The organism is Rhizobium sp. NPDC092011 (assembly GCF_044756305.1).
Classification (GTDB): domain Bacteria; phylum Pseudomonadota; class Alphaproteobacteria; order Rhizobiales; family Rhizobiaceae; genus Rhizobium.
This window is the reverse complement of the sequence record NZ_JBIVSO010000002.1, coordinates 1,152,257-1,177,016: the sequence shown is the minus strand read 5'-3', so window position 1 is coordinate 1,177,016 and position 24,760 is coordinate 1,152,257. Positions and strand designations below refer to the sequence as shown.

Annotated in this window: 24 protein-coding genes; 10 read left to right on the top strand and 14 right to left on the bottom strand. The window is 58.8% G+C overall.

Features of this window, described 5'->3' with window-relative positions:
* Positions 1–85: 85 nt before the first annotated feature.
* Positions 86–508: a RidA family protein gene (locus ACIQJ2_RS14090; protein WP_400669586.1), complete on the bottom strand. Its 423-nt coding sequence runs from the start codon at positions 506–508 to the stop codon at positions 86–88.
* A 147-nt stretch (positions 509–655) separates the two neighbouring features.
* Between ACIQJ2_RS14090 and ACIQJ2_RS14085 the strand changes: the two genes are divergently transcribed.
* On the top strand, positions 656–1,261 hold the full coding sequence (locus ACIQJ2_RS14085; RefSeq protein ID WP_400669584.1) for a TetR/AcrR family transcriptional regulator: 606 nt from the start codon (positions 656–658) through the stop codon (positions 1,259–1,261).
* Positions 1,262–1,338: 77 nt separating this feature from the next.
* Here ACIQJ2_RS14085 and ubiA read toward each other — a convergent pair whose 3' ends face one another.
* From ubiA to ACIQJ2_RS14070, 3 genes are all read right to left on the bottom strand, one after another.
* A complete protein-coding gene (ubiA, locus tag ACIQJ2_RS14080) occupies positions 1,339–2,253 on the bottom strand; it encodes a 4-hydroxybenzoate octaprenyltransferase (RefSeq protein WP_400669582.1) in 915 nt (304 codons plus the stop codon).
* Positions 2,254–2,392: 139 nt separating this feature from the next.
* Positions 2,393–3,064 carry a DsbA family oxidoreductase gene (locus tag ACIQJ2_RS14075; RefSeq protein ID WP_400669580.1) on the bottom strand — a complete coding sequence of 224 codons (672 nt, stop codon included), beginning with the start codon at positions 3,062–3,064 and terminating at the stop codon, positions 2,393–2,395.
* Between the two features lie 99 nt (positions 3,065–3,163).
* The gene (locus tag ACIQJ2_RS14070; protein WP_400669579.1) at positions 3,164–4,978 is read right to left on the bottom strand and encodes an extracellular solute-binding protein; all 1,815 of its coding nucleotides are present in this window, start codon (positions 4,976–4,978) and stop codon (positions 3,164–3,166) included.
* A gap of 265 nt (positions 4,979–5,243) precedes the next feature.
* On the opposite strand from ACIQJ2_RS14070, the gene ACIQJ2_RS14065 reads away from it, so the two are divergent.
* Complete coding sequence (locus ACIQJ2_RS14065) at positions 5,244–5,903, top strand: invasion associated locus B family protein (RefSeq protein ID WP_184708363.1); 660 nt, start codon at positions 5,244–5,246, stop codon at positions 5,901–5,903.
* A gap of 136 nt (positions 5,904–6,039) precedes the next feature.
* Here the strand turns inward: ACIQJ2_RS14065 and hspQ are convergent, their stop codons facing one another.
* The 3 genes from hspQ to ACIQJ2_RS14050 all read right to left on the bottom strand — a co-directional run bounded on the left by hspQ (position 6,040) and on the right by ACIQJ2_RS14050 (position 8,393).
* Positions 6,040–6,369: a heat shock protein HspQ gene (gene hspQ / locus ACIQJ2_RS14060; RefSeq protein ID WP_199147869.1), complete on the bottom strand. Its 330-nt coding sequence runs from the start codon at positions 6,367–6,369 to the stop codon at positions 6,040–6,042.
* A 215-nt stretch (positions 6,370–6,584) separates the two neighbouring features.
* A complete protein-coding gene (gene glnA, locus ACIQJ2_RS14055; RefSeq protein WP_184708359.1) occupies positions 6,585–7,994 on the bottom strand; it encodes a type I glutamate--ammonia ligase in 1,410 nt (469 codons plus the stop codon).
* Between the two features lie 60 nt (positions 7,995–8,054).
* Positions 8,055–8,393 carry a P-II family nitrogen regulator gene (locus tag ACIQJ2_RS14050; protein ID WP_003539626.1) on the bottom strand — a complete coding sequence of 113 codons (339 nt, stop codon included), beginning with the start codon at positions 8,391–8,393 and terminating at the stop codon, positions 8,055–8,057.
* Positions 8,394–8,739: 346 nt separating this feature from the next.
* Between ACIQJ2_RS14050 and ACIQJ2_RS14045 the strand changes: the two genes are divergently transcribed.
* On the top strand, positions 8,740–10,215 hold the full coding sequence (locus tag ACIQJ2_RS14045; protein ID WP_400669569.1) for an NAD(P)H-hydrate dehydratase: 1,476 nt from the start codon (positions 8,740–8,742) through the stop codon (positions 10,213–10,215).
* Positions 10,216–10,320: 105 nt separating this feature from the next.
* On the opposite strand, the gene ACIQJ2_RS14040 is transcribed toward ACIQJ2_RS14045, so the two are convergent.
* Both ACIQJ2_RS14040 and uvrA read right to left on the bottom strand, forming a co-directional pair.
* Entirely contained in the window at positions 10,321–11,127 is an 807-nt protein-coding gene (locus ACIQJ2_RS14040; protein ID WP_199147865.1) for a DUF72 domain-containing protein, read from the bottom strand.
* A 32-nt stretch (positions 11,128–11,159) separates the two neighbouring features.
* On the bottom strand, positions 11,160–14,081 hold the full coding sequence (uvrA, locus tag ACIQJ2_RS14035) for an excinuclease ABC subunit UvrA (RefSeq protein WP_400669566.1): 2,922 nt from the start codon (positions 14,079–14,081) through the stop codon (positions 11,160–11,162).
* A 272-nt stretch (positions 14,082–14,353) separates the two neighbouring features.
* On the opposite strand from uvrA, the gene ACIQJ2_RS14030 reads away from it, so the two are divergent.
* Positions 14,354–14,917: a single-stranded DNA-binding protein gene (locus tag ACIQJ2_RS14030; protein WP_199147862.1), complete on the top strand. Its 564-nt coding sequence runs from the start codon at positions 14,354–14,356 to the stop codon at positions 14,915–14,917.
* A gap of 56 nt (positions 14,918–14,973) precedes the next feature.
* Here ACIQJ2_RS14030 and ACIQJ2_RS14025 read toward each other — a convergent pair whose 3' ends face one another.
* Complete coding sequence (locus tag ACIQJ2_RS14025) at positions 14,974–15,606, bottom strand: MarC family protein (RefSeq protein ID WP_199094325.1); 633 nt, start codon at positions 15,604–15,606, stop codon at positions 14,974–14,976.
* 224 nt (positions 15,607–15,830) lie between these two features.
* Here ACIQJ2_RS14025 and gyrA point away from each other — a divergent pair, with 224 nt between their 5' ends.
* Positions 15,831–18,614: a DNA gyrase subunit A gene (gyrA, locus tag ACIQJ2_RS14020; protein WP_199147860.1), complete on the top strand. Its 2,784-nt coding sequence runs from the start codon at positions 15,831–15,833 to the stop codon at positions 18,612–18,614.
* Positions 18,615–18,769: 155 nt separating this feature from the next.
* Here the strand turns inward: gyrA and ACIQJ2_RS14015 are convergent, their stop codons facing one another.
* The 4 genes from ACIQJ2_RS14015 to ACIQJ2_RS14000 all read right to left on the bottom strand — a co-directional run bounded on the left by ACIQJ2_RS14015 (position 18,770) and on the right by ACIQJ2_RS14000 (position 20,516).
* The gene (locus ACIQJ2_RS14015) at positions 18,770–19,660 is read right to left on the bottom strand and encodes an NAD-dependent epimerase/dehydratase family protein (RefSeq protein WP_400669563.1); all 891 of its coding nucleotides are present in this window, start codon (positions 19,658–19,660) and stop codon (positions 18,770–18,772) included.
* 208 nt (positions 19,661–19,868) lie between these two features.
* Positions 19,869–20,003, bottom strand: coding sequence for a hypothetical protein (locus tag ACIQJ2_RS14010; RefSeq protein ID WP_281414716.1), 135 nt, complete (start codon positions 20,001–20,003; stop codon positions 19,869–19,871).
* Between the two features lie 39 nt (positions 20,004–20,042).
* Positions 20,043–20,201 (bottom strand): hypothetical protein, encoded by a 159-nt coding sequence (locus ACIQJ2_RS14005; protein WP_199095520.1) that lies wholly within the window; start codon positions 20,199–20,201, stop codon positions 20,043–20,045.
* A 90-nt stretch (positions 20,202–20,291) separates the two neighbouring features.
* Positions 20,292–20,516, bottom strand: a complete 225-nt coding sequence (locus ACIQJ2_RS14000; protein ID WP_400669559.1) for a hypothetical protein — start codon at positions 20,514–20,516, stop codon at positions 20,292–20,294.
* Positions 20,517–20,717: 201 nt separating this feature from the next.
* Between ACIQJ2_RS14000 and coaD the strand changes: the two genes are divergently transcribed.
* The 5 genes from coaD to tgt all read left to right on the top strand — a co-directional run bounded on the left by coaD (position 20,718) and on the right by tgt (position 24,707).
* Positions 20,718–21,230: a pantetheine-phosphate adenylyltransferase gene (gene coaD, locus ACIQJ2_RS13995; protein WP_400669557.1), complete on the top strand. Its 513-nt coding sequence runs from the start codon at positions 20,718–20,720 to the stop codon at positions 21,228–21,230.
* A gap of 29 nt (positions 21,231–21,259) precedes the next feature.
* On the top strand, positions 21,260–21,832 hold the full coding sequence (locus ACIQJ2_RS13990; RefSeq protein WP_199095517.1) for a peptidylprolyl isomerase: 573 nt from the start codon (positions 21,260–21,262) through the stop codon (positions 21,830–21,832).
* 76 nt (positions 21,833–21,908) lie between these two features.
* Entirely contained in the window at positions 21,909–22,409 is a 501-nt protein-coding gene (locus ACIQJ2_RS13985; RefSeq protein ID WP_199095516.1) for a peptidylprolyl isomerase, read from the top strand.
* Positions 22,410–22,484: 75 nt separating this feature from the next.
* On the top strand, positions 22,485–23,570 hold the full coding sequence (queA, locus tag ACIQJ2_RS13980; protein WP_400669554.1) for a tRNA preQ1(34) S-adenosylmethionine ribosyltransferase-isomerase QueA: 1,086 nt from the start codon (positions 22,485–22,487) through the stop codon (positions 23,568–23,570).
* A 6-nt stretch (positions 23,571–23,576) separates the two neighbouring features.
* Positions 23,577–24,707 carry a tRNA guanosine(34) transglycosylase Tgt gene (gene tgt, locus ACIQJ2_RS13975; protein WP_199147852.1) on the top strand — a complete coding sequence of 377 codons (1,131 nt, stop codon included), beginning with the start codon at positions 23,577–23,579 and terminating at the stop codon, positions 24,705–24,707.
* The last annotated feature ends 53 nt before the right edge of the window (positions 24,708–24,760 follow it).

The window sequence follows — 24,760 nt, the reverse complement described above, 5'->3', positions numbered from 1 at the left end:
CGCTGCTTCGTTCGGTACTTTGTCGGAGATCACTTTCGGCCCCGGCAGCGGTGGTGCTGCGCGGGGCCGAAATTTAGCCTAGCCTTCAAGCCGCTTGTGGTCGGTGGACGTCCCCGGCTTCCGGAATGCGGGCGATGACCTTGATTTCGAAGTCGAAACCCGCCAGCCAGTTGACGCCGAGCGCCGTCCAGTTCGGATAGGGCGCTTCGTTGAAAATGCGGTTCTTCACGGCCATGATTGTGCCGAACTGCTGCTCAGGATCGGTGTGGAATGTGGTCACGTCGACTATATCGTCGAACGTGCAGCCGGCTGCTTTCAAAGTTGCACGCAGATTGTCGAACGCGAGCTGGACTTGGCGTTCAAAATCGGGTTCTGGGCTTCCATCTGCCCGGCTGCCAACCTGGCCGGAGACGAATAGAAGATCGCCGGAACGGATTGCGGCGGAATAGCCATGTTGTTGGTAGAGAGCGTGCCTATCCGCGGGAAAGATCGCATTGCGTTTCGTCATTACTGGCTGCTTTCGCTTGCGTTGATCGGAAGAAATTGAATGGCCGCAATCTCGCGCGGTGTTTCGCAACGCCACTTTATTTGATATACGGACCGTATGTGAAGTAGTGTCGTGTACGTCGCGTGTCAATTCAAATACGAAGCGTATATGAAATTTGAGGATGAAATGGCAAAGCGCCTGGAAACGATGGAAGAGAACCGCAACAAGCTCGTTGCCGCCGCGCGAAAGGCTTTCGCGGACAAGGGATTTGCCGCCGCGTCGATGGATGAGCTGACGGCGGATGTCGGCCTGACGAGAGGCGCGCTCTATCATAATTTTGGCGACAAGAAGGGATTGCTCGCCGCTGTCGTTCATCAGATCGATAGTGAAATGGCGCTGCGCGCCAAGGAGATCGCTGAGCAAGCAGGTGGTGATTGGCAAAGACTGTTGGCGGAAGGCGAAGCCTATATCGAAATGGCTCTCGACCCGGAGGTCCAGCGCATCGTCCTGCTCGACGGCCCGGCAGTGCTGGGTGATCCTTCGAAATGGCCTAGCCAGAATAGCTGTCTCGCCGCCACTCGCCAGACTGTTTCAAGGCTTCTGGAACGCAAAGTCGTCAAACCGCTCGATGAGGAAGCCGCCGCTCGGCTCCTCTCCGGCGCAGCACTCAATGCCGCCCTTTGGGTTGCGGCCAGCGACAATCCCGAGGAAGTGCTTCCCAAGGCGATAGAGGCGTTCCGGGCGATAGCGTCCGGATTGCTCGCTGCGGAATGAGATTGGCGAGCCATTCGCGCCTCAAGCTTCTGAGCGATAAGGATCTATCGACGCGTCTCTCCCTGCGACCGCTTTCTTTAGAGGGTACCGGCGAAAGCAGAGGCTGCCAGCAAAGCGCCCGTCAGGATATTTGCCAGAAACAGCCGATAATTGATTTCGGGGCGGGAAATATCGAGCCGCCATGTCTGCCAGCCAAGGTGTGCAGCAATGACAAGCATTCCGATGCCGTAGGCTGGCGACATGCCAACCATCCACCCGCCAACCGACCATGTCGCCAGCGTAAGAGCGTAGAACAGACCGATATATGTCTTGCCGCGCTCACCGAATAAAATTGCCGTGGACTTCAAGCCCAGACCTGTATCATCTCGAACGTCGACATAGGCATAAACGGTATCGTACCCAATCTGCCAGGTAATCGCGCCGAGCCACATCAGAAGCGCGCCGGTTGGAATCTCTCCGGCAACTTCCGACCAAGCCATCAGCATCCCCCAATTGAACGCCGCACCGAGTACCGCTTGGGGCCAATGCGTGAAGCGCTTGCAGAGCGGATAGAGGAAGACGAGCGGCAGGACGCAGATTGCGACAAGGCGCGTGAAGGGCGTCAGAAAAAGGAGAAGCGACGCGGCAAGGACGAGTTCCGCTACCAGAAACGCTATGGCCTGCGGCAAGCCGATCTGGCCGCTCGCCAGCGGCCGTAAGCGGGTGCGCTCGACGTGACCGTCGAACTTCCGATCGGCGATATCGTTGACGGTCGAACCTGCGCTTCTCATCAGCAAGGCGCCGAGAGAGAAGATCAATAGATGCCGGAAGTCTGGAAAAGCATGCGACGCCTGGATAAGCGCTGCCCAGCAGGGAAAAAGCGTGAGCCATGTGCCAACGGGCCGATCGAGACGGGCGAGCCGAGCATAGGGTCGCCATCCCGACGGCAAATGACGGTCCACCCAATCTCCGAGTTTTATGTCGCTTAGGTCCGGACGGCTGGAAGTATGCATCGTCGATATCCCGTGGCTCAGTCGATGATGCAAAATAGAGGTTTCTATCTATGCCGCAACGACCGCCAACGGCATCGCATTATTTATGCTGGCGGTGTCGCCGATCTAGATATGCGATCAGGCGGCTACCAAGCGTTGCTCAGTTCATCCCGGCGCGCGCCTCGGCCTTCATCTTGGCGATATCACGCAAGGCCTCAGCCAGTACATCCGGCGTCTGCGCGCCGCTGACGGCATATTGCTGGTCGAAGATGAAGAAGGGGACGCCGGTCACGCCGATTTTCTGGGCAGCTTCGATCTCGCCGACGATGAGGTCGCGGTCCGCATCGGAGGCGAGCAGTGTCGCAATGACCGAGCGGTCGAGGCCGGCTTTTTCGGCGATATCGAGCAGAACCGCGTGATCGCCCACGTTACGGCCTTCTTCGAAATTGGCCTTGAACAGCGCGTTGACGACCTTGTCCTGCTTCTCGCGGCTTTCGGTGACGGCCCAATGGATGAGACGGTGTGCGTCGAGCGTGTTGGGGCCGATCTTGATGGCGTCGAAATCGAACTTGATTCCCACCTCGCGGCCGAGATCCGTCAGCATCTTGTGGCCCTGCGCGACACGTTCTGCGCCGCCAAGCTTCTGCTCAAGCGCCTTCTTCTGGTCGACGCCCTCGGGCGGATAGTCCGGGTTCAGGCGATAGGGACGCCAGTTGAGGTCGACGCCGACAGTATCCTGCACCTCGGCAATCGCCAGTTCGAGGCGGGCCTTGCCGACATAGCACCATGGGCAGACGACGTCCGAGACGATGTCGATCGTGATGCGTTCCATGGCTTTTTCCTTTCGGTTTTCGGTTTGTCTCCACCATCTAGGCTTTTGCGCCGATGGCTTCAACCGGTTACCGAAAGGGAACCGACGTGGACGCGGCGCCTATTTTTGCGCGGACGCGTCCCACCAGGTTGGCAGGTAGTAGCCATTGAGCGGCAATGTATCGGGATGGTCGATGCGGTTTCGACGCGCCACCCATTGCTGCGCAATATGGTAGAGCGGCACGATGTAGTAGCCGGAGATCAGAAATCGGTCGAAGGATCGCACGCCGTCGCGGAAATCTTCGGATGAGTGCGCGGTGAGGAAGTGATTGATCAACGTATCGACGTCCGGATCGGCGACGCCAGCGAAGTTGTTGCTGCCCGGCGTCTTCGCCGCGATCGAACCCCAGCGCCCGACCTGCTCGATCCCTGGCGATAGCGACGAAGGGTAGGATTTGATCACCATGTCGTAGTCGTAGTTGATCGTCCTCAGCTGATATTGCGAATCATCGACCGTGCGAACGGTGACCGCAATGCCGAGCAGCGCCAGGGATCGGCGATAGGGGATCGCCAAGCGCTCCTGTTCGGCATTCTGTGTCAATATTTCGAAGCTGAGCTGCCGGCCGTTCTTATCGACCATCTTTTCTCCCTGGATCGTGTAGCCGCCTTCCCTCAGCAGCTTCACTGTCTTGCGCAGGATGGAGCGGTCGCGGCCGGAACCGTTGCTGACGGGCAGCTTGTAGCTGCCATCAAGCACGTCCGGGTCGATGCGACCCTTGATCGGACCGAGCAGGGCGAGTTCGCGCGCATCGGCAGGAACGCCGAAAGATGACAGATCGGAATTCTGCCAATAGCTTTGCGTACGCGTATAGGCGCTGGAGAACAGGCTGCGATTGAGCCATTCGAAGTCGAAAGCGAGCGTTAGCCCCTCTCGAACCTTCTTGTCCGCGAACATCGGACGGCGCGTGTTGAAGACGAAACCGAGCATGCCGCTTGGCGTTTTCGGCGTGAACGTCTCCTTTACGATCGCTCCCGAATCAACTGCCGGGAAATTGTAGGCCTGTCGCCAGTGGCCAGGACTGCCGTCCGGATAAATATCGATATCGCCCTTCTTGAAGGATTCGAACAGCGCAGTGTCCTGGAGGAAATAATTGACTGCGATCTCGTCGTAATTGTCGATCCCGATCTTCGAAGGCAGCTGCCTTCCCCAATAATTGGGGTCGCGCTCGAAGACGATGCGCAGGCCGGGATCGATGCTCTTTACCCGATAAGGGCCGGAGCCGATCGGGATGCTGAGTGTGGTCCGGTCGAAATTGTCCGGATCGATTGCATGCTTCGGCAAGATGGGCAGCGACGACGCGATGATCAGCGGTGTTTCGCGATTGGCTCTCTCGTTGAAGCGGATCAGAACGCCATGCTCGCCGACTTTCTCCATACTGGCGATTGTTTCCAGCCAGGAAGAAAAGGGGATGCGGCCCTTCTCGCGCAGCAGCTGGAAGGTGAAGATCACGTCGTCCGGTGTTACCGGCTGTCCATCCGACCATTTGGCGTCGGGATTGAGGTTGAACTGGATATAGCTCCGGCTCTCGTCCCATTCGACCGTCTGCGCCAGCAGGCCGTAGAGCGTGAACGGCTCGTCGCGGGAGCGCACCATGAGCGACTCGTAGGAGAGGTTGCCGTATTCCGGATCCCACATGCCGCGCGCCGTCGTGCGCATGCTCTTCAATATAAAGGGATTGAGATTGTCGAACGTGCCGACGACGCCGTAATTGATGCGGCCGCCCTTTTTGACATTCGGATTGACGTAGGGAAAATGCTTGAAGTCTGCCGGCAGCGCCGGATCTCCGTGCATGGCGATGCCATAGAGCGGTTGCGCCGCGACGGCGTTGCACAATGTTGCGAAGAACAGGAAAACAGCGATCCGGAGCGCTTGCATGGCATCCTTTCCGGTAAGGGGTACGATTCGCCCGAACCTTATCATGAGCGTGCCGAATTCAACACGCGACTGCGGAATTCTTGAGACTCAACAGAAAAGGCCAAAGAAATGCTGGATATCCGCGCCGGTGCGATGTAACAGGGGGGCCGGGTTTCTCGGGTCATGTATTTGCCTTATTCATTCGACAGGTGGACGACGGTTTGACCCGAATTGCATGGGACGGCGCGCTGTCGTCCCGCGGCGGATTTCAGGAGGCGGTTTCGCTATGATGTTCAAGACTGACAACAAAATGCGGGCAGGTCTCTCTGCTCTGGCTCTCATGATCGGCGCGGCCATGCCGGCAGCTGCCTTTGCTCAGGATGCGTCCAACGCAGCGCCTGCCGATGGCGGTGGTGATCCCAACCAGCCGCGTCTCGGCTGGTACAAGACCTGCGCCAAGCAGGACGATGCCGATATCTGCATCGTTCAGAACCTGATCATGGCCAACAATGGCCAGCTGGTAACGGCGGTCGGCCTTATTTCCGTCGATGGCAAGGTCAACCGCAAGATCCTGCAGATTTCCGTTCCGACGGCTCGCCTGATCCCGCCCGGCATCACCATGCAGGTCGATGGTGGCAAGGGCCAGAAGCTCGATTACGCCGTCTGCCTTCCGGACAAGTGCACCGCCGAAATCCCCGTAACGGATGCGATGGTCGCTTCGCTGAAGAAGGGCACCGACGTCACCTTCACCTCGATCAACTTCCGTCGTGCGCCAAACCCGATCAAGATTTCGCTGACCGGCTTTGCCGCAGCCTTTGACGGCCCCGCAATTTCCGACTCAAAGCTCGCTGAAAGCCAGAAGAGCCTGCAGGACAGCATGCAGAAGAAGGCTGAGGAAGCTCGCAAGAAGCTCGAAGACGCTCAGAAGGCTGCCAAGCAGCAGTAAGCCACTCAGGCTCATTTATCGAATAAAAAGCCCGGAGCGATCCGGGCTTTTTCTTTTTGGCCGTTTCGTGAGGAGCTCAAATGAAAAGGGAAGGCGTTGAGAGCCTTCCCTTCGAAACAGCTTTAATCGTCTGCGCTTAGTGGGCGAGGCTCATCTTGGGTTTGAGCTGGCCGGTCGGCGCCTGGTCGAAAATCTGGGCGATCTGCGGATTGCGAAGCGGAACGCCGCTCTCATCGCTGACCAGGTTCTGTTCCGATACGTAGGCGACATACTCCGTCTCGTCATTTTCGGCGAGAAGGTGATAGAAGGGCTGGTCCTTGCTGGGCCGCACCTCCGCCGGAATGGAATTCCACCATTCCTCGGTGTTTGCGAATTCCGGATCGACATCGAAGATGACTCCGCGGAAGGGGAAACTCCGGTGCCGAACCACGTCGCCAATATTGAATTTTGCGTCTCTTTGTTTCATGGCACGACTTCCTTTCGGGTAATCATGTGGTGACTTTCACCACTGATATCAAGGATTTTGCCCCCGTTCCTTCATTCAACTGTCATATTCACGATTTGGTTCCATCTGGAGTGTCAGACGGGCGCAGATCGCGAAAATTCCATGCGAAGGGAGGCCTGCCACCTGCTTCCCATTATGGAGAAAGCCCCGGCGAGCCGGGGCTTTCGTATCGTGTATCAGACCGAATAGTACATGTCGTATTCGACCGGATGCGGGGTCATTTCATAACGCATGACTTCCTGCATCTTCAGTTCGATGAAGGAATCGATCTGGTCGTCGTCGAAAACGCCGCCGGCGGTGAGGAACTTGCGGTCCTTGTCGAGGCTCTCTAGTGCTTCGCGCAGCGAGCCGCAAACGGTCGGGATCTTCTTCAGCTCCTTCGGCGGCAGGTCGTAGAGATCCTTGTCCATGGCCTTGCCGGGATGGATCTTGTTCTTGATGCCGTCGAGGCCGGCCATCAGCATGGCGGCGAAGCCGAGATAGGGGTTGGCGGTCGGGTCGGGGAAGCGAACCTCGACGCGCTTGGCCTTCGGGTTCGAGCCGAACGGGATGCGGCAGGAAGCGGAACGGTTGCGAGCCGAATAGGCGAGCAGAACCGGAGCTTCGTAACCTGGGACGAGACGCTTGTAGGAGTTCGTCGACGGGTTGGTGAAGGCGTTGATTGCCTTGGCATGCTTGATGATGCCGCCGATGTAGTAGAGGCAGCTTTCGGAAAGGCCTGCATATTCGTCGCCGGCGAACGTGGGCTTGCCGGCCTTCCAGATCGACTGGTGAACGTGCATGCCAGAGCCGTTGTCGCCGAAGATCGGCTTCGGCATGAAGGTTGCCGTCTTGCCGTAGGCATTAGCGACCTGATGAACGACATACTTGTAGATCTGCATTCCGTCTGCGCTGCGGACCAGCGTGTCGAACTTGATGCCGAGCTCGTGCTGGGCGGCAGCGACTTCGTGGTGATGCTTTTCGACGGTAACGCCCATTTCGGTCAGAACCGTCAGCATCTCAGAGCGCATGTCCTGGCAGCTGTCGATCGGCGGAACCGGGAAGTAGCCGCCCTTGACGCGCGGACGGTGGCCGAGGTTGCCGGTCTCGTAATCGGTGTCGTCGTTGGACGGCAGTTCGCTGGAATCGAGCTTGAAACCGGTGTTGTACGGATCGGCCTTGTACTTGACGTCGTCGAAGACGAAGAATTCGGCTTCCGGGCCGAAGAAGGCGGTGTCGCCGATACCGGAGGCCTTCAGATAGGCTTCGGCCTTCTTGGCGGTGCCGCGCGGATCGCGGTTATAGGCTTCGCCGGAGACCGGATCGAGAATGTCGCAGAGGATGACCATCGTGGACTGCGCGAAGAACGGATCCATATGAACCGTGTCCGGATCGGGCATCAGCACCATGTCGGATTCGTTGATGGCCTTCCAGCCGCCGATCGAGGAGCCGTCGAACATGACGCCGTCTGCGAACATGTCTTCATCGACGCAGATCACGTCCATGGTGAGGTGCTGCAGCTTGCCCTTGGGGTCGGTGAAACGCAAGTCAACGAACTTCACGTCGTTGTCCTTGATTTGTTTCAGAATATCACTTGCGGTCGTCATTAAACTGCTTCCCTTGACTTGGATGACGATTACGAGCCTCGGCCGCTTGGGCCGGGCGGGTTAGATGGCGTCGATGCCTGTTTCACCGGTGCGGATTCGGATGACTTCCTCCACATTGGAGACGAAAATCTTTCCGTCGCCGATACGGCCGGTCTGGGCGGCCTTGCGAATGGCGTCGATCACCGCCTCCGCGTTTTCGTCTGCCAGCACGACTTCGACCTTCACCTTCGGCAGGAAGTCGACGACATATTCGGCGCCACGGTAAAGCTCCGTGTGACCCTTTTGACGACCGAAGCCCTTTGCTTCCGTGACGGTGATACCCTGCAGGCCGACTTCCTGAAGGGCTTCCTTCACTTCGTCGAGCTTGAAGGGCTTTATGATCGCTTCGATCTTTTTCATGAGAAAATGTCTCTCCGCTTCTCCTGTTACAGCAGGACTACTCCCCGCTCGACCAACGCATGCACGTATCGTGCCAATTGGGGAACGACCTCCGTAAGAAATCCCGGCAAATTTGCACCGAGACGATGAATTGATGAGGATTTTTCGGAAAAATGGAAGCGATTTCGCATCGAAATGGGTTGGATAAGCAAAATTTCGCAAAAAAGTGCAATCTGCGTCATATTCGTGCTCGTACAAGGCTTTGGGTGGCTTTGTTCAATCAGTGTGCAAATGCATATTTATTGGTCAAATGCACCGCCGGAATGGCGGTTGTTTTTCAGGCAGATTTCGCATCTATAATGTTCCCATGATGGTACCGCTCGCCGATCTACTTCTTTCTCCCGACGATATGACTGCTGTCGATCGGGAAGCCGCTGCTTCCTCCATTGATTCCTACGGACTTATGGAAAAGGCCGGGCAAGCCGTCGCCGCAAGCGCGCTTCGGCATTTCCCTGAAGCACTGCGGTTTGTCGCTCTTTGCGGACCGGGCAACAACGGCGGCGACGGCTATGTCGCGGCCCGCGCCTTGAAGCGGGCTGGTGCCGCGGTGCTGCTTTTTCATGCGGGTGAACCGGAGCGGTTGAAGGGCGATGCGGCGCGCGCCTTTGCCGATTGCCCCGTCGAGGGAGCGGGCATCGAGAATTATGTACCGCGCCCTGGCGATGTTGTGATCGACGCCATCTTTGGTGCCGGCCTGTCCCGTTCGGTTCCGAGTGAGGTCGGCGCTGTCATTGCGCAGGTCGGCGAGGCGGGTATTCCTGTCATCGCCGTTGATTTGCCTTCCGGCCTCGATGGGGCGAGCGGCCAGATCCTGGGAGCCGCCTTTCGTGCAAAACGCACCGTGACCTTCATGACGCGCAAGCCGGGCCATCTCCTTTTGCCGGGCCGCGAGTGTTGTGGCGAGCTGGAAGTCTTCGATATCGGCATTCCCGCCCGTATCGTCCTCGCCCATGCCGATGGCCTGATCGCTGAAAACACGCCGGCGCAGTGGCAGACAGAGATACCGTCGGCCTCAGCCGAGACCCATAAATACAAGCGCGGCCATCTGGTGGTTTTTTCCAGCGGGCCGAACGCGACGGGTGCAGCGCGTATGTCTGCCATGGCTGGGTTGAGGGCTGGGGCCGGCCTTGTCACCATCGCTTCCCCCGCGGACGCAATGGGCGTCAATGCGGGTTTGCTCACGGCAATCATGCTCCATGCCGTCGAGGACGAAGCATCATTGCGAACGTGGCTTGCCGATCAACGCCTTTCGACCTTCATTCTGGGGCCTGGGTTTGGTGCCGGCGAGAAGGCTCGCCAATTCTGCCTCGCACTCGCCGACCGCCATCTGGTGCTGGATGCGGATGGCATCACGTCGTTTCGCGACAATCCGCAACAGCTGTTCGATGCTTTCGCCGAGGGGCCGACGCGATTGGTTCTGACGCCGCATGAGGGCGAGTTCGGGAGACTTTTTCCGGATATCTCCGCCGATGCCAGCTTGAGCAAAGTCGAGAAGGCGAGGGCGGCTGCGGCACGCGCCCATGCAGCCATCATCTATAAGGGCGCCGATAGCGTCATTGCCGCGCCGGACGGACGCGCGCTGATCAATGCCAATGCACCACCGTGGCTTGCCACAGCAGGCTCCGGCGATGTCCTCGCCGGCATCGTTGGCGGGCTTATGGCGCAAGGGGCGCCGGCATTTGAAGCCGCCGCCGCTGGCGTTTGGCTGCACGGGCTGGCTGGCCAGCATGCCGGCAAAGGGCTGACGGCCGAAGACCTTGTCGCCAGCGTCAGGCCGCTTTAGAGCATTTCCAGGAAAAGTGCGCAGCGGTTTTCCGTTCGGAATGCGTAAAAAACAAAGAGATAGAGCGTTTTCGTGATTCAAAGAAAAACGCAAACGCTCTAGTTGTTATTTCGCGACCTCTTGCTGCAGGGCAATCGCGCCCGGAGGTGCGTTTACCTTGCCTTCGTGGATCATGAAGGCGAAGACATCGCGAGGCTCATCCTTGACCTTGCGGCCTGCATCGATCAACGGCAGATCGTCCGGCACCTTGCCGCCGGCCCATGTTTTCAGGCGATCGGCCCAGGCCTTCAGATCTTTCTCCGGATAGCAGGTTTTGATGTCGTCCGAGCCCTTCTGAAGTCGGGCATAAACGAAATTGGCGGTGACATCCGCGATCATCGGATACTCGAAATGCTCGGCGCAGACCGGTGCGATATTGTATTTCTCAAGCAGTGCGATGAACTCCGGCACCTTGAAGGAATCGTGCCGAACCTCAACGACGTGCCTCAGCGCGAGGCCATCCTGTTTGGTCGGCAGCAATTTGAGGAATGCCTCGAAATCGTCCGGATCGAATTTCTTCGTCGGCGCGAACTGCCAGAGCAACGGGCCAAGATGGTCGCCAAGCTCGCTGATACCGGACTCCAGAAACTTCTGCATCGATTCACCGGCTTCGGACAGAACCCGGCGATTGGTGACGAAGCGTGTCGCCTTTAGCGAGAAGATAAACCCGTCAGGAACGTCGGCAGCCCATCTTGCGAAGACTTCCGGTTTCTGCGTGCTGTAATAGGTGCCATTGACCTCGATTACCTTCAGCTGACGGCTGGCGTAATTAAGCTCGTCCTTCTGTTTCAGCGTATCGGGATAGAAGGTCCCGCGCCAAGGCTCAAAAGTCCAGCCGCCGATGCCTGTGCGGATTTCGCCCGCTTTGGTCATTCTCTCCTCCATGGACGTTTATCGGGTGAAACTCACTCCGCCGCAGCAACCTTCTTCATCGGCCGGCGCTCCAGCAGCTCCTTCAGGAATTGCCCCGTGTAGGAGCGCTTCTCCTTGACGATGGTCTCTGGCGTTCCGACAGCAACGATCTCGCCGCCGCCGTCACCACCTTCCGGACCGAAATCGAGGATCCAGTCGGCCGTCTTGATGACTTCGAGATTGTGCTCGATGACGACAACCGAATTGCCCTGATTGACCAGCTCGTGGAGCATTTCCAGAAGCTTGGCGACGTCGTGAAAATGTAGTCCGGTCGTTGGTTCGTCGAGAATGTAGAGCGTGCGGCCTGTCGATCGCTTCGACAGTTCCTTGGCTAGCTTGACGCGCTGCGCCTCGCCACCCGAAAGCGTATTGGCCTGCTGTCCCACTTTGATATAGCCAAGACCGACATCCTTCAGGCTCTGCAGCTTGTCGCGCACGGCGGGAACGGCTGCAAAGAAATCGACGCCTTCCTCGACCGTCATGTCGAGCACGTCGGCGATCGACTTGGTCTTGAAGGTAACGTCGAGCGTTTCGCGATTGTAGCGCTTGCCGTGGCAGACGTCGCAGGTGACATAGACGTCGGGCAGGAAGTGCATCTCGATCTTGATGACGCCATCGCCCTGACACGCCTCGCAGCGGCCGCCCTTGACGTTGAAGGAGAAGCGGCCGGGCTGATAGCCGCGCGCCTTGGCTTCGGGTAATCCTGCAAACCAGTCGCGGATCGGGGTGAAGGCGCCCGTATAGGTCGCTGGGTTCGAGCGCGGCGTGCGACCGATCGGCGACTGGTCGATATCGATCACCTTGTCGATATGCTCAAAACCGTCGATGCGGTCGTGATCGGCAGGAATTTCGCGCGCGCCCATGACGCGGCGTGCAGCCGATTTATAGAGTGTCTCGATCAGGAACGTGGACTTGCCACCACCGGATACGCCGGTCACTGCCGTGAAGACGCCGAGCGGAATGGAGGCCGTGACATTCTTGAGGTTGTTGCCTCTTGCGCCGACGACCTTGATTTCTTTGCCCTTCTTCGGCTTGCGCCGCTCTTCGGGAACGGGCACGCCAAGCTCGCCGGAGAGATATTTACCGGTCAGTGACTTCGGGTTCGCCATGATGTCATTCGGCGTGCCATGCGCCACCACCTGGCCGCCGTGCACGCCGGCCGCCGGACCGATATCGACGACGTCGTCGGCCGTCAGGATCGCATCCTCGTCATGCTCGACGACGATCACGGTGTTGCCGATGTCTCGCAGATGCTTCAGCGTCTCCAGAAGGCGGGCATTGTCGCGCTGATGCAGGCCGATCGAGGGCTCGTCGAGAACGTAGAGAACCCCCGTCAGGCCCGAACCGATCTGCGATGCCAGCCGGATGCGCTGGCTCTCGCCGCCCGAAAGCGTACCGGAATTGCGTGACAGGCTCAGATATTCGAGGCCGACGTCATTCAGGAAGCGCAGGCGATCGCGGATCTCCTTGAGAATGCGGACCGCGATTTCGTTCTGCTTGTCGGTGAAGGTGCCCGGTAGCGCCTCGAACCAGTCTCGAGCGATGCGGATGGACATCTCCGCCACCTGGCTGATGTGCAGCTTGTCGATCTTAACAGCCAAGGCTTCCGGCTTGAGGCGATAGCCGTTGCAGGCGGGGCAGGGCGCGGCTGACATGAAGCGCTCGATTTCTTCGCGCGCCCAGGCGGAATCCGTCTCCTTCCAGCGGCGTTCGAGGTTCGGCACGATGCCTTCGAAATTCTTGTGCGTCGTATAGGAGCGCGCACCGTCGGCATAGTGAAATTCGATCTTGTCTTCCGTGCCGTTCAGGATGACGTCCTGGGCTTTTTCAGACAACTCGTTCCAGCGACTACCGAGCTTGAAACCATAATGCTTGCCGAGCGCTTCGAGCGTCTGGTTGTAATAGGGAGAGCTGGATTTAGCCCAGGGAGCAATTGCGCCGTCACGCAGCGTGCGCTCCGGTTCCGGCACGATCAAATCCCGATCGATCTTCTGTTGCGAGCCCAGGCCGTCGCAGGAAGGGCAGGCACCGAAGGGATTGTTGAACGAGAACAGGCGCGGTTCGATTTCTGGAATGGTGAAGCCGGAAACCGGGCAGGCGAACTTCTCCGAGAACAAGACGCGCTCGTGCGTCTCGTTCAGCGATTTGTTGGCCGAGCCGCCGGCGGCGGTTTCCTCGGGCGGCAAAGGCCTGTCGGCGAATTCCGCGACGGCAAGGCCATCCGCGAGCCGCAGCGACGTTTCGAAGCTGTCCGCCAGGCGCGCCGCCATGTCGGGCCGCACGACGATACGATCGACCACGACGTCGATGTCGTGCTTGTACTTTTTGTCGAGCGCCGGCACGTCGGCGATCTCGTAGAACTGCCCGTCGACCTTGACGCGCTGGAAGCCCTTTTTCACGAGCTCGGCCAGTTCCTTCTTGTATTCGCCCTTACGCCCGCGCACGAGCGGCGCAAGAATATAAAGGCGAGTGCCTTCCTCATAGGCGAGAACGCGGTCGACCATCTGGCTGACCGTCTGGCTCTCAATCGGCAGGCCGGTAACCGGCGAATAGGGTACACCGACGCGCGCGAATAGCAGGCGCATATAGTCGTAGATTTCGGTAACCGTGCCGACCGTCGAGCGCGGATTGCGCGATGTCGTCTTCTGCTCGATCGAAATCGCCGGCGACAGACCATCGATCTGGTCGACATCCGGCTTCTGCATCATCTCGAGGAACTGGCGCGCATAGGCCGAAAGGCTCTCGACATAACGCCGCTGCCCCTCGGCATAGATCGTGTCGAAGGCAAGCGACGACTTGCCGGAGCCCGAAAGCCCGGTCATGACGATCAGCTTGTTGCGCGGCAGGTCGAGATCGATGCCCTTGAGATTATGCTCGCGCGCACCACGTATGGAAATAGTCTTCAGTTCGCTCATCGTCGTATGCAGGTCCCTTGGAGTCTGCCTTTATTTAGTGATGTCAGCCTGCAAGTCGAGGCTGAAATGAAAGGTTGGAGCCGGGTTTTCGATTCCGTTGACACGATCATAAAGACAAATTAGAACAAAGAAAGAACAAAATTGCCTTTGGACATTTCTTTGTGGATGAAGATGTCTCTGGCAGTGCTGGAACAACACCTGATGACGGCAATGGTCTAAGGTGTGCCGATAAAATTTAGCAGCCGTCGATGGGCGGCAAATAGGGTGATGTCATGGCCGGTAGTGTGAACAAGGTAATTCTGATTGGAAATCTCGGTGCGGACCCTGAAATCCGCCGCACGCAGGACGGTCGCCCGATTGCCAACCTGAACATCGCAACCTCCGAAACCTGGCGCGACCGCAATTCCGGAGAGCGCAAGGAAAAGACGGAATGGCACCGCGTGGTCATCTTCAATGAAGGCCTCTGCAAGGTCGCAGAGCAATATTTGAAGAAGGGCGCCAAGGTTTATATCGAAGGCGCGCTCCAGACCCGCAAATGGCAGGATCAGAACGGCCAGGACAAGTATTCGACCGAAATCGTGCTGCAGGGCTTCAATTCGACCCTCACCATGCTGGATGGACGTGGAGAAGGCGGCGGCTCGGAAGGCGGCAGCCGTGGTGGTCGCGGCGGCGGTGACTTCGGTGGCGGCTACGGCGGCGATTATGGTGGCGACGACTACGGCCAGTCGTCCTCGCAAGGCGCTTCGCGTAGCGGCGGCGGCAACCGCGGCGGTGGCAGCCCGGCCGCCGGCGGCGGTAATTTCTCGCGCGATCTGGACGACGACATTCCGTTCTGAGATTTCACCGCAAGCAGTTGGTTTTTTGAAAGCCTGCCTTCAACGGCAGGCTTTTTTCATGAAAGGGCCAGCGCGGCCTTTGCGCCGTCGACGACGAATTGTGCGGCGAGCGCGGCGAGGATGACGCCGAGCAGGCGGGTCAGGATGGCGCGGCCGGTGGCACCGAGCATGCGGTCGAGCCTGTCGGAGATGGCAAGCGCAGCGAAGACGAGGGCCAGATTGACGGCGATGACGCCGATCAGCTGGGCACGATCGAGTGTCGTCTGCAGCGAACCCGCCAGCAGGATTGTTGCCGAGATCGCGCCCGGACCTGCGATCAGGGGCAGGGCAAGCGGAAAGACTGCGATGTTGCGGATGTGATCCTTTGTGATCGCGACTTCCGTCGTCTTTTCCTTCCGGTCCTGCCGCCGCTCGAACACCATCTCGAAGGCGATCCAGAACAGCAGCAGACCGCCGGCGATGCGAAAGGCTCCGATGGAGATGCCGAGGACGCCGAGGACGCTTGCGCCGAAGAGAGCAAAGGCCGCCAGAATGAAGAAGGCGATCAGCGAGCCGCGCAGGGCGACCTGCTTGCGCTCGGAGCGGTTCATGCCCGCCGTCAGGCCGATGAAGAGCGGCGCTAGCCCCGGCGGATCGACAGTTACGAGCAGAGTCGTGAAGGCATTGATCAGCGTATCCGCACTTGCCATATGTTCCCCGGGGACTGTTCTTTGGTTGTTATCCGTCATTGTTATGCGAGGAATGTGCTTTCGCAAAGCGCAATGCACGGCTATAGGCAGCTTGCGCCACGGAAATGTTCGATTTCATGGCTTAAAGAGGCAAAACCCTGTTCAAAACCTCGGCCCAAATTGGCGCTTGCCGGGCCTTTCGGCTATAAATTTCGCAGTGATTCTAAAAGAGATCGTGATCTGTTTTGACTGAGCAAACACCACCCGGCGGCGGGAAGCTCCCGCCAGGCATCGAGCCGATTTCCATCATGGAGGAAATGCAGCGGTCGTATCTCGATTACGCCATGAGCGTGATCGTCAGCCGCGCACTTCCCGATGTTCGCGATGGTCTCAAGCCTGTTCATCGACGCATCCTCTACGCCTCGCATGAGAGCGGCTATCACTGGAACCGCAAATATGTGAAGTCGGCCCGTCCGGTCGCCGACGTCATGGGTAAATACCATCCCCACGGCGACGCCTCGATCTATGACGCCTTGGTCCGCATGGCGCAGAACTGGTCCATGCGCGTGCCGCTCATCGACGGGCAGGGCAATTTCGGCTCGATCGACGGCGATCCGCCGGCAGCGATGCGTTACACGGAATCGCGCCTGACGAAGGTAGCCCACGAGCTTATCGAGGATATCGACAAGGAAACCGTCGATTTCCAGGAAAACTACGATGCCACTTCGGAAGAACCCAAGGTTCTGCCGGCTCGCTTCCCCAATCTGCTCGTCAACGGCTCGGGCGGCATCGCCGTCGGCATGGCGACGAATATTCCGCCGCACAACCTGACGGAAGTGGTCGACGGCTGTATCGCATTGATCGACAATCCGGCAATCGATTTGCCCGAGATGATGCAGATCATCCCTGGCCCGGATTTTCCGACCGGCGCCAAGATCCTCGGCCGTGCCGGCATCCGTTCTGCCTATGAGACAGGGCGCGGTTCCGTCGTCATGCGCGGTGTCGCCACGATCGAGCCGATGCGCGGCGATCGCGAGCAGATCATCATCACCGAAGTCCCCTATCAGGTGAACAAGGCGTCGATGATCGAGAAGATGGCCGAGCTCGTGCGCGAGAAGCGTATCGAGGGCATTTCGGACCTTCGCGACGAGTCGGATCGTCAGGGTTATCGCGTCGTCGTCGAGCTGAAGCGCGATGCCAATGCCGACGTCATCCTGAACCAGCTCTATCGCTATACGCCGCTGCAGACCTCGTTCGGCTGCAACATGGTGGCGTTGAACGGCGGCAAGCCCGAGCTGATGAACCTGATGGACATGCTGCGCGCGTTCGTGGCGTTCCGTGAGGAAGTCATCAGCCGCCGCACCAAATACCTTCTGCGCAAGGCGCGCGATCGCGCTCACGTCTTGGTTGGCTTGGCGATCGCTGTCGCCAATATCGACGAAGTCATCCGCGTCATTCGCCAGGCGCCGGATCCGCAATCGGCCCGCGAAGAGTTGATGACGCGCCGCTGGAACGCGGCGGACGTCGAATCTCTTATCCGGCTAATCGACGATCCGCGCCACCGCATCAACGAAGATGGCACCTATAACCTCTCGGAAGAGCAGGCCCGCGCCATCCTCGAATTGCGACTGGCTCGCCTGACCGCCCTCGGCCGCGACGAAATCGACGAGGAACTCAATCAGATCGGCGCCGAGATCAAGGATTACCTTGATATTCTGTCGTCGCGTCTGCGCATCCAAGCCATTGTAAAAGAAGAGCTTACAGCTGTTCGCGACGAGTTTGGCACGCCGCGTCGTACCGAAATCGTCGACGGCGGCCTCGAGATGGACGACGAGGACCTGATCGCTCGCGAGGACATGGTCGTCACCGTTTCGCACCTTGGCTACATCAAGCGCGTGCCGCTGACGACCTATCGCGCGCAGCGCCGCGGCGGCAAGGGTCGCTCGGGCATGACGACGCGCGATGAAGATTTCGTTACCCGGCTATTTGTTCTCAATACACATACGCCGGTTCTGTTCTTCTCGTCGCGCGGTATCGTCTACAAGGAGAAGGTCTGGCGTCTGCCAATCGGCACACCGACCTCGCGCGGCAAAGCACTGATCAATATGCTGCCGCTGGAACCCGGCGAACGCATCACCACGATCATGCCGCTGCCCGAGGATGAGGACAGCTGGGATAATCTCGACGTGATGTTCACGACGACGCGCGGGACCGTGCGCCGCAACAAACTGTCGGACTTCGTGCAGGTGAACCGCAACGGCAAGATCGCCATGAAGCTCGAGGAGGAGGGCGACGAAATCCTCTCCGTCGAGACCTGCACCGAGCATGACGACGTGCTGATGACGACGGCGCTTGGCCAGTGCATCCGCTTCTCGGTTTCGGACGTGCGCGTCTTTGCCGGCCGCAACTCCATCGGTGTCCGCGGCATCAGCCTGGCCTCCGGCGACCGCATCATTTCCATGACGATCGTTCGCCATGTGGATGCCGAGCCTTGGGAGCGCGCCGCCTACCTCAAGCGTTCCGTTACGGAGCGCCGCACTGCGACCGGCGAAGATGAGGAAATCGCGCTGGTCGGCGAGGAAGTCACCGAAGAGGGACAGTTGAACGACGAGCGTTATGAAGAGTTGAAGGCACTGGAGCAGTTCATTCTGACTGTGTCGGAAAAGGGCTTCGGCAAACGCTCCTCGTCCTACGACTTCCGCATCTCCGGCCGTGGCGGCAAGGGTATTCGCGCCACCGATACGTCGAAGACCGGCGAGATCGGCGAACTCGTTGCCGCCTTCCCGGTCGAGGACGCCGATCAGATCATGCTCGTCTCCGATGGCGGCCAGTTGATCCGCGTTCCCGTAGGCGATATTCGCATCGCCAGCCGCGCCACCAAGGGCGTTACCATCTTCTCGACTGCCAAGGACGAGAAGGTCGTATCCGTCGAGCGCATCAGCGAGCCGGAAAGCGATGACGATACCGGCGGCGAAGATGAGGCTATCAACGGCGAAGCCGGTGAAGCTGAGGGCGCTGGCGAGGAATAGGATCGCGGCATCGAATGACGGCGGACAAAAAGTCCGCCGTTTGCCTAGAATGAAGCTGTTGCAATCGCAGAAACTCGCTTTGAAAGGCGGATTTCTGCGATTTCTTTTTGATCATGCGCTGATATCGCGGGGGGTCCGGGATAGTTGAGGGCGCTTTACTCCGGTCGCCCGTTGATCGGCGAAAAGGCCGGTAAAACTTCCAGACTTTCTCGGTCCAATTGCGCAAGCACCTCATCATAACCGAAACGGGACTGCCATCCGAGGACGCGATCTGCGGAAGCAGAGGTATAGATACGGTCGATGGTTTTCGGCAGCGGCCAGTGTCGCCGGTCGAATTCGGCGGCAAGTGCGGGCGCGCGGAGCCTGATGACGGAAGCCGCGTCGGTCGCAAGGCCTTTGCAATCTTCCGGCTTGAAGGGCGTTCCGGCTGAAATGACATGCCGCTGAAACTGGTCGCCGCCATTCGTCAAGGCCATCGCATGGGCCGCGGCAACATCACGGATGTCGATACCACGATGCAGGCGATAGGATGCCATTGCATTGGCTGGCTCCGGAAAACTGCGAGACATGCGCAAAACGCGTGCCTGCAATTCGGTGAAAGCAACAGTCTCCAGGGCGTGTTCGGCCGCGAGCTTTGTCCGATGATAAATACTCTTTGGCTGCGGCACCGTCAGTTCGTCGATCCAGCAGCATCGGCCCGGTGTCACAGCATGGCCGTAAAGCGCCGTGGTACTGGTGAAGACGAACCGCCTAATGCCGCAGGACAACGCGGCTTCAGCCAGAAGTCGCGTTCCCTCGACATTCACGCGCCAAAATTCATCATCGGAGATGACGCCGACATGGGGCGCGTGCAGCGCCGCGCAGTGGATAATGGCGTCGGCGCCGCTCAGCGCTTCTTGCAAGATGGATTTGTCGGTGAAATCTCCGACCAGATGCGTTGTCGAGAACGGCGATCGATCGATTCCCGTGACCACGTGGTTTGCGGCGAGAGCATTGAATATGGAGCGGCCGAGCCGGCCAGAGCTGCCTGTAAGAACGACGCGCATGCTGCTCCTCGGCGAGTGTCGGCAACGGCGCCGCGAGCGCAGCGCGTGGTGCACTTTACCTCGCAAAATCAGGCTGTTGCGGCAACATAAATCTTTTGATGGCTCATAAATTGAGGCAGGGCACTTGCTGAACGAAAAAAACCGGACGCTTGTGGCGTCCGGCTTCAGTTTGGCCAAGCACTTGGGAGGGGTGACCGACGCTCTGAGATCAGAACGTCTTGTGATGCTTATGCAGTCTCTTGTTCTCTTCGCTCTCGCGATGGAGCGCCGAGATCGTGGATGCAACCGAGACGACAAACATGATGCTGATGAAAAGCGTAAGCACCGTCAAAATCGTGAACATGATCGCTCCCTCCTTTAGTGGGATTAGCGTTCAGATCCCTTAATACTGGCTCGAAGCGACGAAGTTACGAGCCGAAGCAAAGGGACCATAGACCTTCGACTGGTCTGGTGTGTGATCGTAGAGCGCGATGGTAGCCGCGAGCATTCCCGTAATCATGGTCATCCAAACAGCGTTAATCAGGGTGATCTTGTGGGACATGCTCATCTTCCTTCTTGCCGCACTGTGCAATCTGAGTTCGAAGTTTAAACGCGGCGGTTTGCAAATGGTTCCGCCGATGTTGAGGGGTATCTAGCAATGCGCTCCTGAAGCGACTTTGAATGCCTCGTTCATCTGGCGTTCAGATTCGCGATGCGTTTTGCGCATGGCGATGATTATTTCTTGGGCGGAATCCATGTTTTTCTCGGGATTTCCGGCGGCGACCCACTCGACCTCGAATTTTTCGGCGAAAAGCTGAACGAGGTATTCGACGAAAAATGAACAGACGATGGCGCCAGTAATAATGAAGACCAACATGGCGGGACATTCCTTGAGCCGGTGGTAACGGGCCGCTGAAACAAGCCCGTCTCGATGTTGGTGCCACTAAAGCATTTTCGATCTGAAACAGGCTTGAACACCGTGTTCATCTGCGGTTCAGCGGTGAGCCTCGGGTTGTAAATGACTTGCGATACGGCCCCATCCGTGACAAAAGGCGTCGAAACAACGAGCCGGCTTGGTATGACGACAGCCTTTTATCCCGGATCCTTCGACCCGATGACCAACGGACATCTGGATGTCCTCGTGCAGGCGCTGAATGTCGCCTCCAAGGTTATTGTCGCGATCGGCATTCACCCGGGCAAGATGCCGCTTTTTTCTTTTGACGAGCGGGCCGAATTGATCCGCAGATCGCTTTCGGATGCCTTGCCGCAGAAGGCAGCCGATATTTCCGTCGTTGCCTTCGACAATCTGGTCGTCGATGCCGCGCGCGCCCACGGAGCTTCCTTGCTGGTGCGCGGTCTGCGTGATGGCACCGATCTCGATTACGAGATGCAAATGGCGGGCATGAATCGGCAGATGGCGCCGGACATTCAGACCTTGTTTCTCCCTGCCGGCACGGCTTCCCGGCCCATTACCGCCACATTGGTGCGGCAGATCGCATCCATGGGCGGCAATGTCAGCGCCTTCGTGCCGCCGGCGGTTCTGGAAGCCTTGACGAGCAAACTCAAAGATACGACCAGCATCAAACGCTGAGCCCAAATTCATTTCCGAACGGAGCACCCATGAAACTTTTTCATATCGCAATGGCAGGCGCTTTGAGCCTTGCTGCCTTCGCAGGTAGCGCAATCTCGGCTGCGGCCGCCGATCTTCTGACGATCCAGCTCAAGGACGGCCCGGTCGTCATTCAGCTGATGCCGGAGGTCGCTCCGAAGCATGTCGCGCAGATCGAGGCGCTGGCGAAGAAGGGTGCATACGACAATGTCGTGTTCCATCGCGTTATCGATGGTTTCATGGCCCAGACCGGCGACGTTCAATATGGCAACACCACCAAGGGCTATGATGCGAACAAGGCCGGCACCGGCGGTTCCGATCTGCCGAACCTTCCGGCTGAGTTCTCAAAGACCCCGTTTACCCGCGGCACCGTCGGCATGGCGCGCGCCCAGGATCCGAATTCCGCCAACTCGCAGTTCTTCATCATGTTTGCCAACGGCGATTTCCTGAACGGCCAGTACACGGTCGTCGGCAAGGTCATCTCCGGCATGGAACTCGTTGACAAGATCAAGCGCGGTGAGGGCCAGAACGGTGAAGTGAGCAATCCTGACAAGATGATCAAGGTCACTGTCACCAAGAAGTAACTTCACGGACTTGACCCCGAAAGCACAATGGCCTTCGGGATCATCTGCAATCAAGAAGAGAGAAGAGGAAACGAACATGGCTGAGATCAAGGATCCAGAAAACACCCTCATCCTGGAAACCACCAAGGGCCAGGTTGTCATTCAGCTTCTGCCGCAGGTCGCGCCTGAGCATGTCGCCCGCATCAAGGAACTTGCGCGCGAAAAGGCCTATGACAACGTTGTTTTCCATCGCGTCATCGATGGCTTCATGGCTCAGACCGGCGATGTCGAGCATGGCAAGGTCGGCGGCAATACGGCTCGCGCCGGTACGGGCGGCTCGTCCAAGCCGGACCTGAAGGCTGAATTCTCCGCCACCTCGCACACCCGCGGCACCTGCTCGATGGCCCGTTCGCAGAACCCGAACTCGGCCAACTCGCAGTTCTTCATCTGCTTTACCGATGCTCCCTGGCTGAACAAGCAGTACTCCGTTTGGGGCCAGGTCATCTCCGGCATGGAGAATGTCGACAAGATCAAGCGCGGCGAGCCTGTGAAGGATCCGGATTCGATCGTATCCGCGCGGGTTGCCGCCGACGTCTGATCGTGATTATTCCTGAAACCCGCCTCTTGCGCCTCAGGCGTGAGGGGCGGGTTTCACTTTGCCTGGATGAACTAGATGCGTGTTGATCTTTTCGATTTCGACCTGCCGGACGAGCTGATAGCGCTCAGGCCTGCCGAGCCGCGCGACAGCGCGCGCCTGCTCGTTGTCGATCCGAACCATGGCGCCAACACGCTGAGCGACCATCAGGTGCGCGATCTTCCTTCCTTCTTGCGTCCTGGCGATGCCTTGGTCTTCAACGATACCAAGGTGATACCGGCGCAGCTGGAAGGTATTCGTCACCGTGAAGGAGCGCCGGGCCAGCAGGTCTCGGCGACTTTGCATATGCGGGTTGCACCCGATCGCTGGAAGGCTTTCGGCAAGCCGGGCAAGCGTATCAAGATCGGTGATCGCATCCAGTTTGGCCATGGCGAGAACGTCTGTGCGCTCGGAACTCTCGACGCGACGGTAGAGGAAAAGGGCGAGGGCGGCGAGATCACGCTGCAGTTCGACCTTTCAGGCCCGGCGCTGGATGAGGCGATCGCTGCAGTCGGCCATATCCCCCTTCCGCCCTATATTGCCGCCAAGCGCCCGGAGGACGAGCGCGACCGCGCCGATTATCAGACGATCTATGCGCGTGAAGAGGGCGCGGTTGCCGCCCCCACCGCCGGTCTGCATTTCACGCCATCGCTGTTTGCAACGCTTGATGCCATGGGTGTCGAGCGGCATTTCGTGACGCTGCATGTCGGCGCCGGCACCTTTCTGCCCGTCAAAGCTGATGACACCGACGATCACAAGATGCATTTCGAGATCGGCTATGTCGATGCAGCGACTGCGGCCAGCCTGAATGCCGTCAAGGCGAGGGGCGGGCGCATTGTCTGCGTCGGGACAACGTCGCTGAGATTGATCGAAAGTGCCGCCGCTGACGATGGCACCATCCAGCCTTGGCAGGGTGCTACGGGCATTTTCATTACGCCAGGCTACCGTTTCAAAGCAGTCGACATGTTGATGACCAATTTCCACCTGCCGCGCTCGACCTTGTTCATGCTCGTATCGGCCTTTGCCGGCCTCGATACGATGCGCGCGGCCTATACCCATGCTATCGAGACGGGCTATCGCTTCTATTCCTATGGCGATGGCAGCCTGCTCCACCGGAAAGACTAGGACGAGATGAGCGAAAGCTTCCAGTTTCAATTGAAGAAGACCGATGGCGGTGCGCGTCTCGGCGAAGTCTCCATGCCGCGCGGCGCGATCCGCACGCCGGCCTTCATGCCCGTAGGCACCGTCGGCACGGTCAAGGCGATGTATTTGGATCAGGTGCGCGAGAGCGGTGCCGACATCATTCTTGGCAATACCTATCACCTGATGCTGCGCCCGGGCGCTGAACGTGTTGCCCGTCTCGGCGGACTGCACGAACTGATCCGCTGGCCGCATCCGATCCTGACTGATTCAGGTGGCTTCCAGGTGATGTCGCTCTCCGGACTGCGCAAGCTGGACGAAAAGGGCGTTACGTTCAAGTCGCATGTGGACGGCAGTCTGCATCACATGTCGCCGGAACGATCCATCGAGATCCAGGGCTTGCTCGATTCCGATATCCAGATGCAGCTCGACGAGTGCGTCGCTTTGCCGGCGACGCCTAAGGAAATCGAGCGCGCCATGGAAATGTCGCTGCGCTGGGCTGAACGCTGCAAGGTTGCCTTCGGCAACCAGCCGGGCAAGGCGATGTTCGGCATCGTGCAGGGCGGCGACGTTCCTGAGCTGCGCGTTCGCTCCGCGCAGGCATTGAGCGGCATGGACCTGAAAGGCTATGCAGTCGGCGGCCTCGCCGTTGGCGAACCGCAGGAAGTCATGCTGCGCATGCTCGATATCACGCTTCCGGAATTGCCGACGGAAAAGCCGCGTTACTTGATGGGTGTCGGCACGCCGGACGATATGCTGAAGTCCGTCGCCCGAGGCATCGACATGTTCGACTGCGTTATGCCTACGCGTTCGGGCCGTCACGGATTGGCCTTCACACGGCGCGGCAAGGTCAATATCCGCAACGCCCGCCACGCCGAAGATATGCGTCCCTTGGACGACCAGTCCAGCTGCCCGGCTTCGCGTGATTACTCCCGCGCCTATCTGCATCATCTTGTCCGCGCCAACGAGGCGCTCGGCGGCATGCTGCTGTCCTGGCATAATCTCGCCTACTATCAGGAACTGATGCAGGGCATCCGTCAGGCGATCGCCGAAGGCCGCTTTGCCGATTTCATGGCCGAGACTCAGGAAAATTGGGCGAGGGGCGATCTCGAGCCTGTATGATCCGGCGAGGCTGAAGGCGTCGTTGGGCAATCTTGCTCCCATCGCGATTTCGC

Excerpts from the sequence above, each read along its gene's own strand:
- ACIQJ2_RS14075 (WP_400669580.1), bottom strand. The coding sequence starts at position 3,064 with ATGGAACGCATCACGATCGACATCGTCTCGGACGTCGTCTGCCCATGG.
- ubiA (WP_400669582.1), bottom strand. The coding sequence starts at position 2,253 with ATGCATACTTCCAGCCGTCCGGACCTAAGCGACATAAAACTCGGAGAT.
- ACIQJ2_RS13990 (WP_199095517.1), top strand. The coding sequence starts at position 21,260 with ATGAAACTTTTTCATATCGCAATGGCAGGCGCTTTGAGCCTTGCTGCC.
- ACIQJ2_RS14030 (WP_199147862.1), top strand. The coding sequence starts at position 14,354 with ATGGCCGGTAGTGTGAACAAGGTAATTCTGATTGGAAATCTCGGTGCG.
- ACIQJ2_RS14005 (WP_199095520.1), bottom strand. The coding sequence starts at position 20,201 with ATGTCCCACAAGATCACCCTGATTAACGCTGTTTGGATGACCATGATT.
- ACIQJ2_RS14010 (WP_281414716.1), bottom strand. The coding sequence starts at position 20,003 with ATGTTCACGATTTTGACGGTGCTTACGCTTTTCATCAGCATCATGTTT.
- ACIQJ2_RS14085 (WP_400669584.1), top strand. The coding sequence starts at position 656 with ATGAAATTTGAGGATGAAATGGCAAAGCGCCTGGAAACGATGGAAGAG.
- ACIQJ2_RS14045 (WP_400669569.1), top strand. The coding sequence starts at position 8,740 with ATGATGGTACCGCTCGCCGATCTACTTCTTTCTCCCGACGATATGACT.
- uvrA (WP_400669566.1), bottom strand. The coding sequence starts at position 14,081 with ATGAGCGAACTGAAGACTATTTCCATACGTGGTGCGCGCGAGCATAAT.
- ACIQJ2_RS14065 (WP_184708363.1), top strand. The coding sequence starts at position 5,244 with ATGATGTTCAAGACTGACAACAAAATGCGGGCAGGTCTCTCTGCTCTG.
- glnA (WP_184708359.1), bottom strand. The coding sequence starts at position 7,994 with ATGACGACCGCAAGTGATATTCTGAAACAAATCAAGGACAACGACGTG.
- queA (WP_400669554.1), top strand. The coding sequence starts at position 22,485 with ATGCGTGTTGATCTTTTCGATTTCGACCTGCCGGACGAGCTGATAGCG.
- ACIQJ2_RS14000 (WP_400669559.1), bottom strand. The coding sequence starts at position 20,516 with ATGTTGGTCTTCATTATTACTGGCGCCATCGTCTGTTCATTTTTCGTC.
- coaD (WP_400669557.1), top strand. The coding sequence starts at position 20,718 with ATGACGACAGCCTTTTATCCCGGATCCTTCGACCCGATGACCAACGGA.
- hspQ (WP_199147869.1), bottom strand. The coding sequence starts at position 6,369 with ATGAAACAAAGAGACGCAAAATTCAATATTGGCGACGTGGTTCGGCAC.
- ACIQJ2_RS13985 (WP_199095516.1), top strand. The coding sequence starts at position 21,909 with ATGGCTGAGATCAAGGATCCAGAAAACACCCTCATCCTGGAAACCACC.
- ACIQJ2_RS14070 (WP_400669579.1), bottom strand. The coding sequence starts at position 4,978 with ATGCAAGCGCTCCGGATCGCTGTTTTCCTGTTCTTCGCAACATTGTGC.
- ACIQJ2_RS14040 (WP_199147865.1), bottom strand. The coding sequence starts at position 11,127 with ATGACCAAAGCGGGCGAAATCCGCACAGGCATCGGCGGCTGGACTTTT.
- ACIQJ2_RS14050 (WP_003539626.1), bottom strand. The coding sequence starts at position 8,393 with ATGAAAAAGATCGAAGCGATCATAAAGCCCTTCAAGCTCGACGAAGTG.
- ACIQJ2_RS14015 (WP_400669563.1), bottom strand. The coding sequence starts at position 19,660 with ATGCGCGTCGTTCTTACAGGCAGCTCTGGCCGGCTCGGCCGCTCCATA.
- ACIQJ2_RS14025 (WP_199094325.1), bottom strand. The coding sequence starts at position 15,606 with ATGGCAAGTGCGGATACGCTGATCAATGCCTTCACGACTCTGCTCGTA.
- ACIQJ2_RS14090 (WP_400669586.1), bottom strand. The coding sequence starts at position 508 with ATGACGAAACGCAATGCGATCTTTCCCGCGGATAGGCACGCTCTCTAC.
- tgt (WP_199147852.1), top strand. The coding sequence starts at position 23,577 with ATGAGCGAAAGCTTCCAGTTTCAATTGAAGAAGACCGATGGCGGTGCG.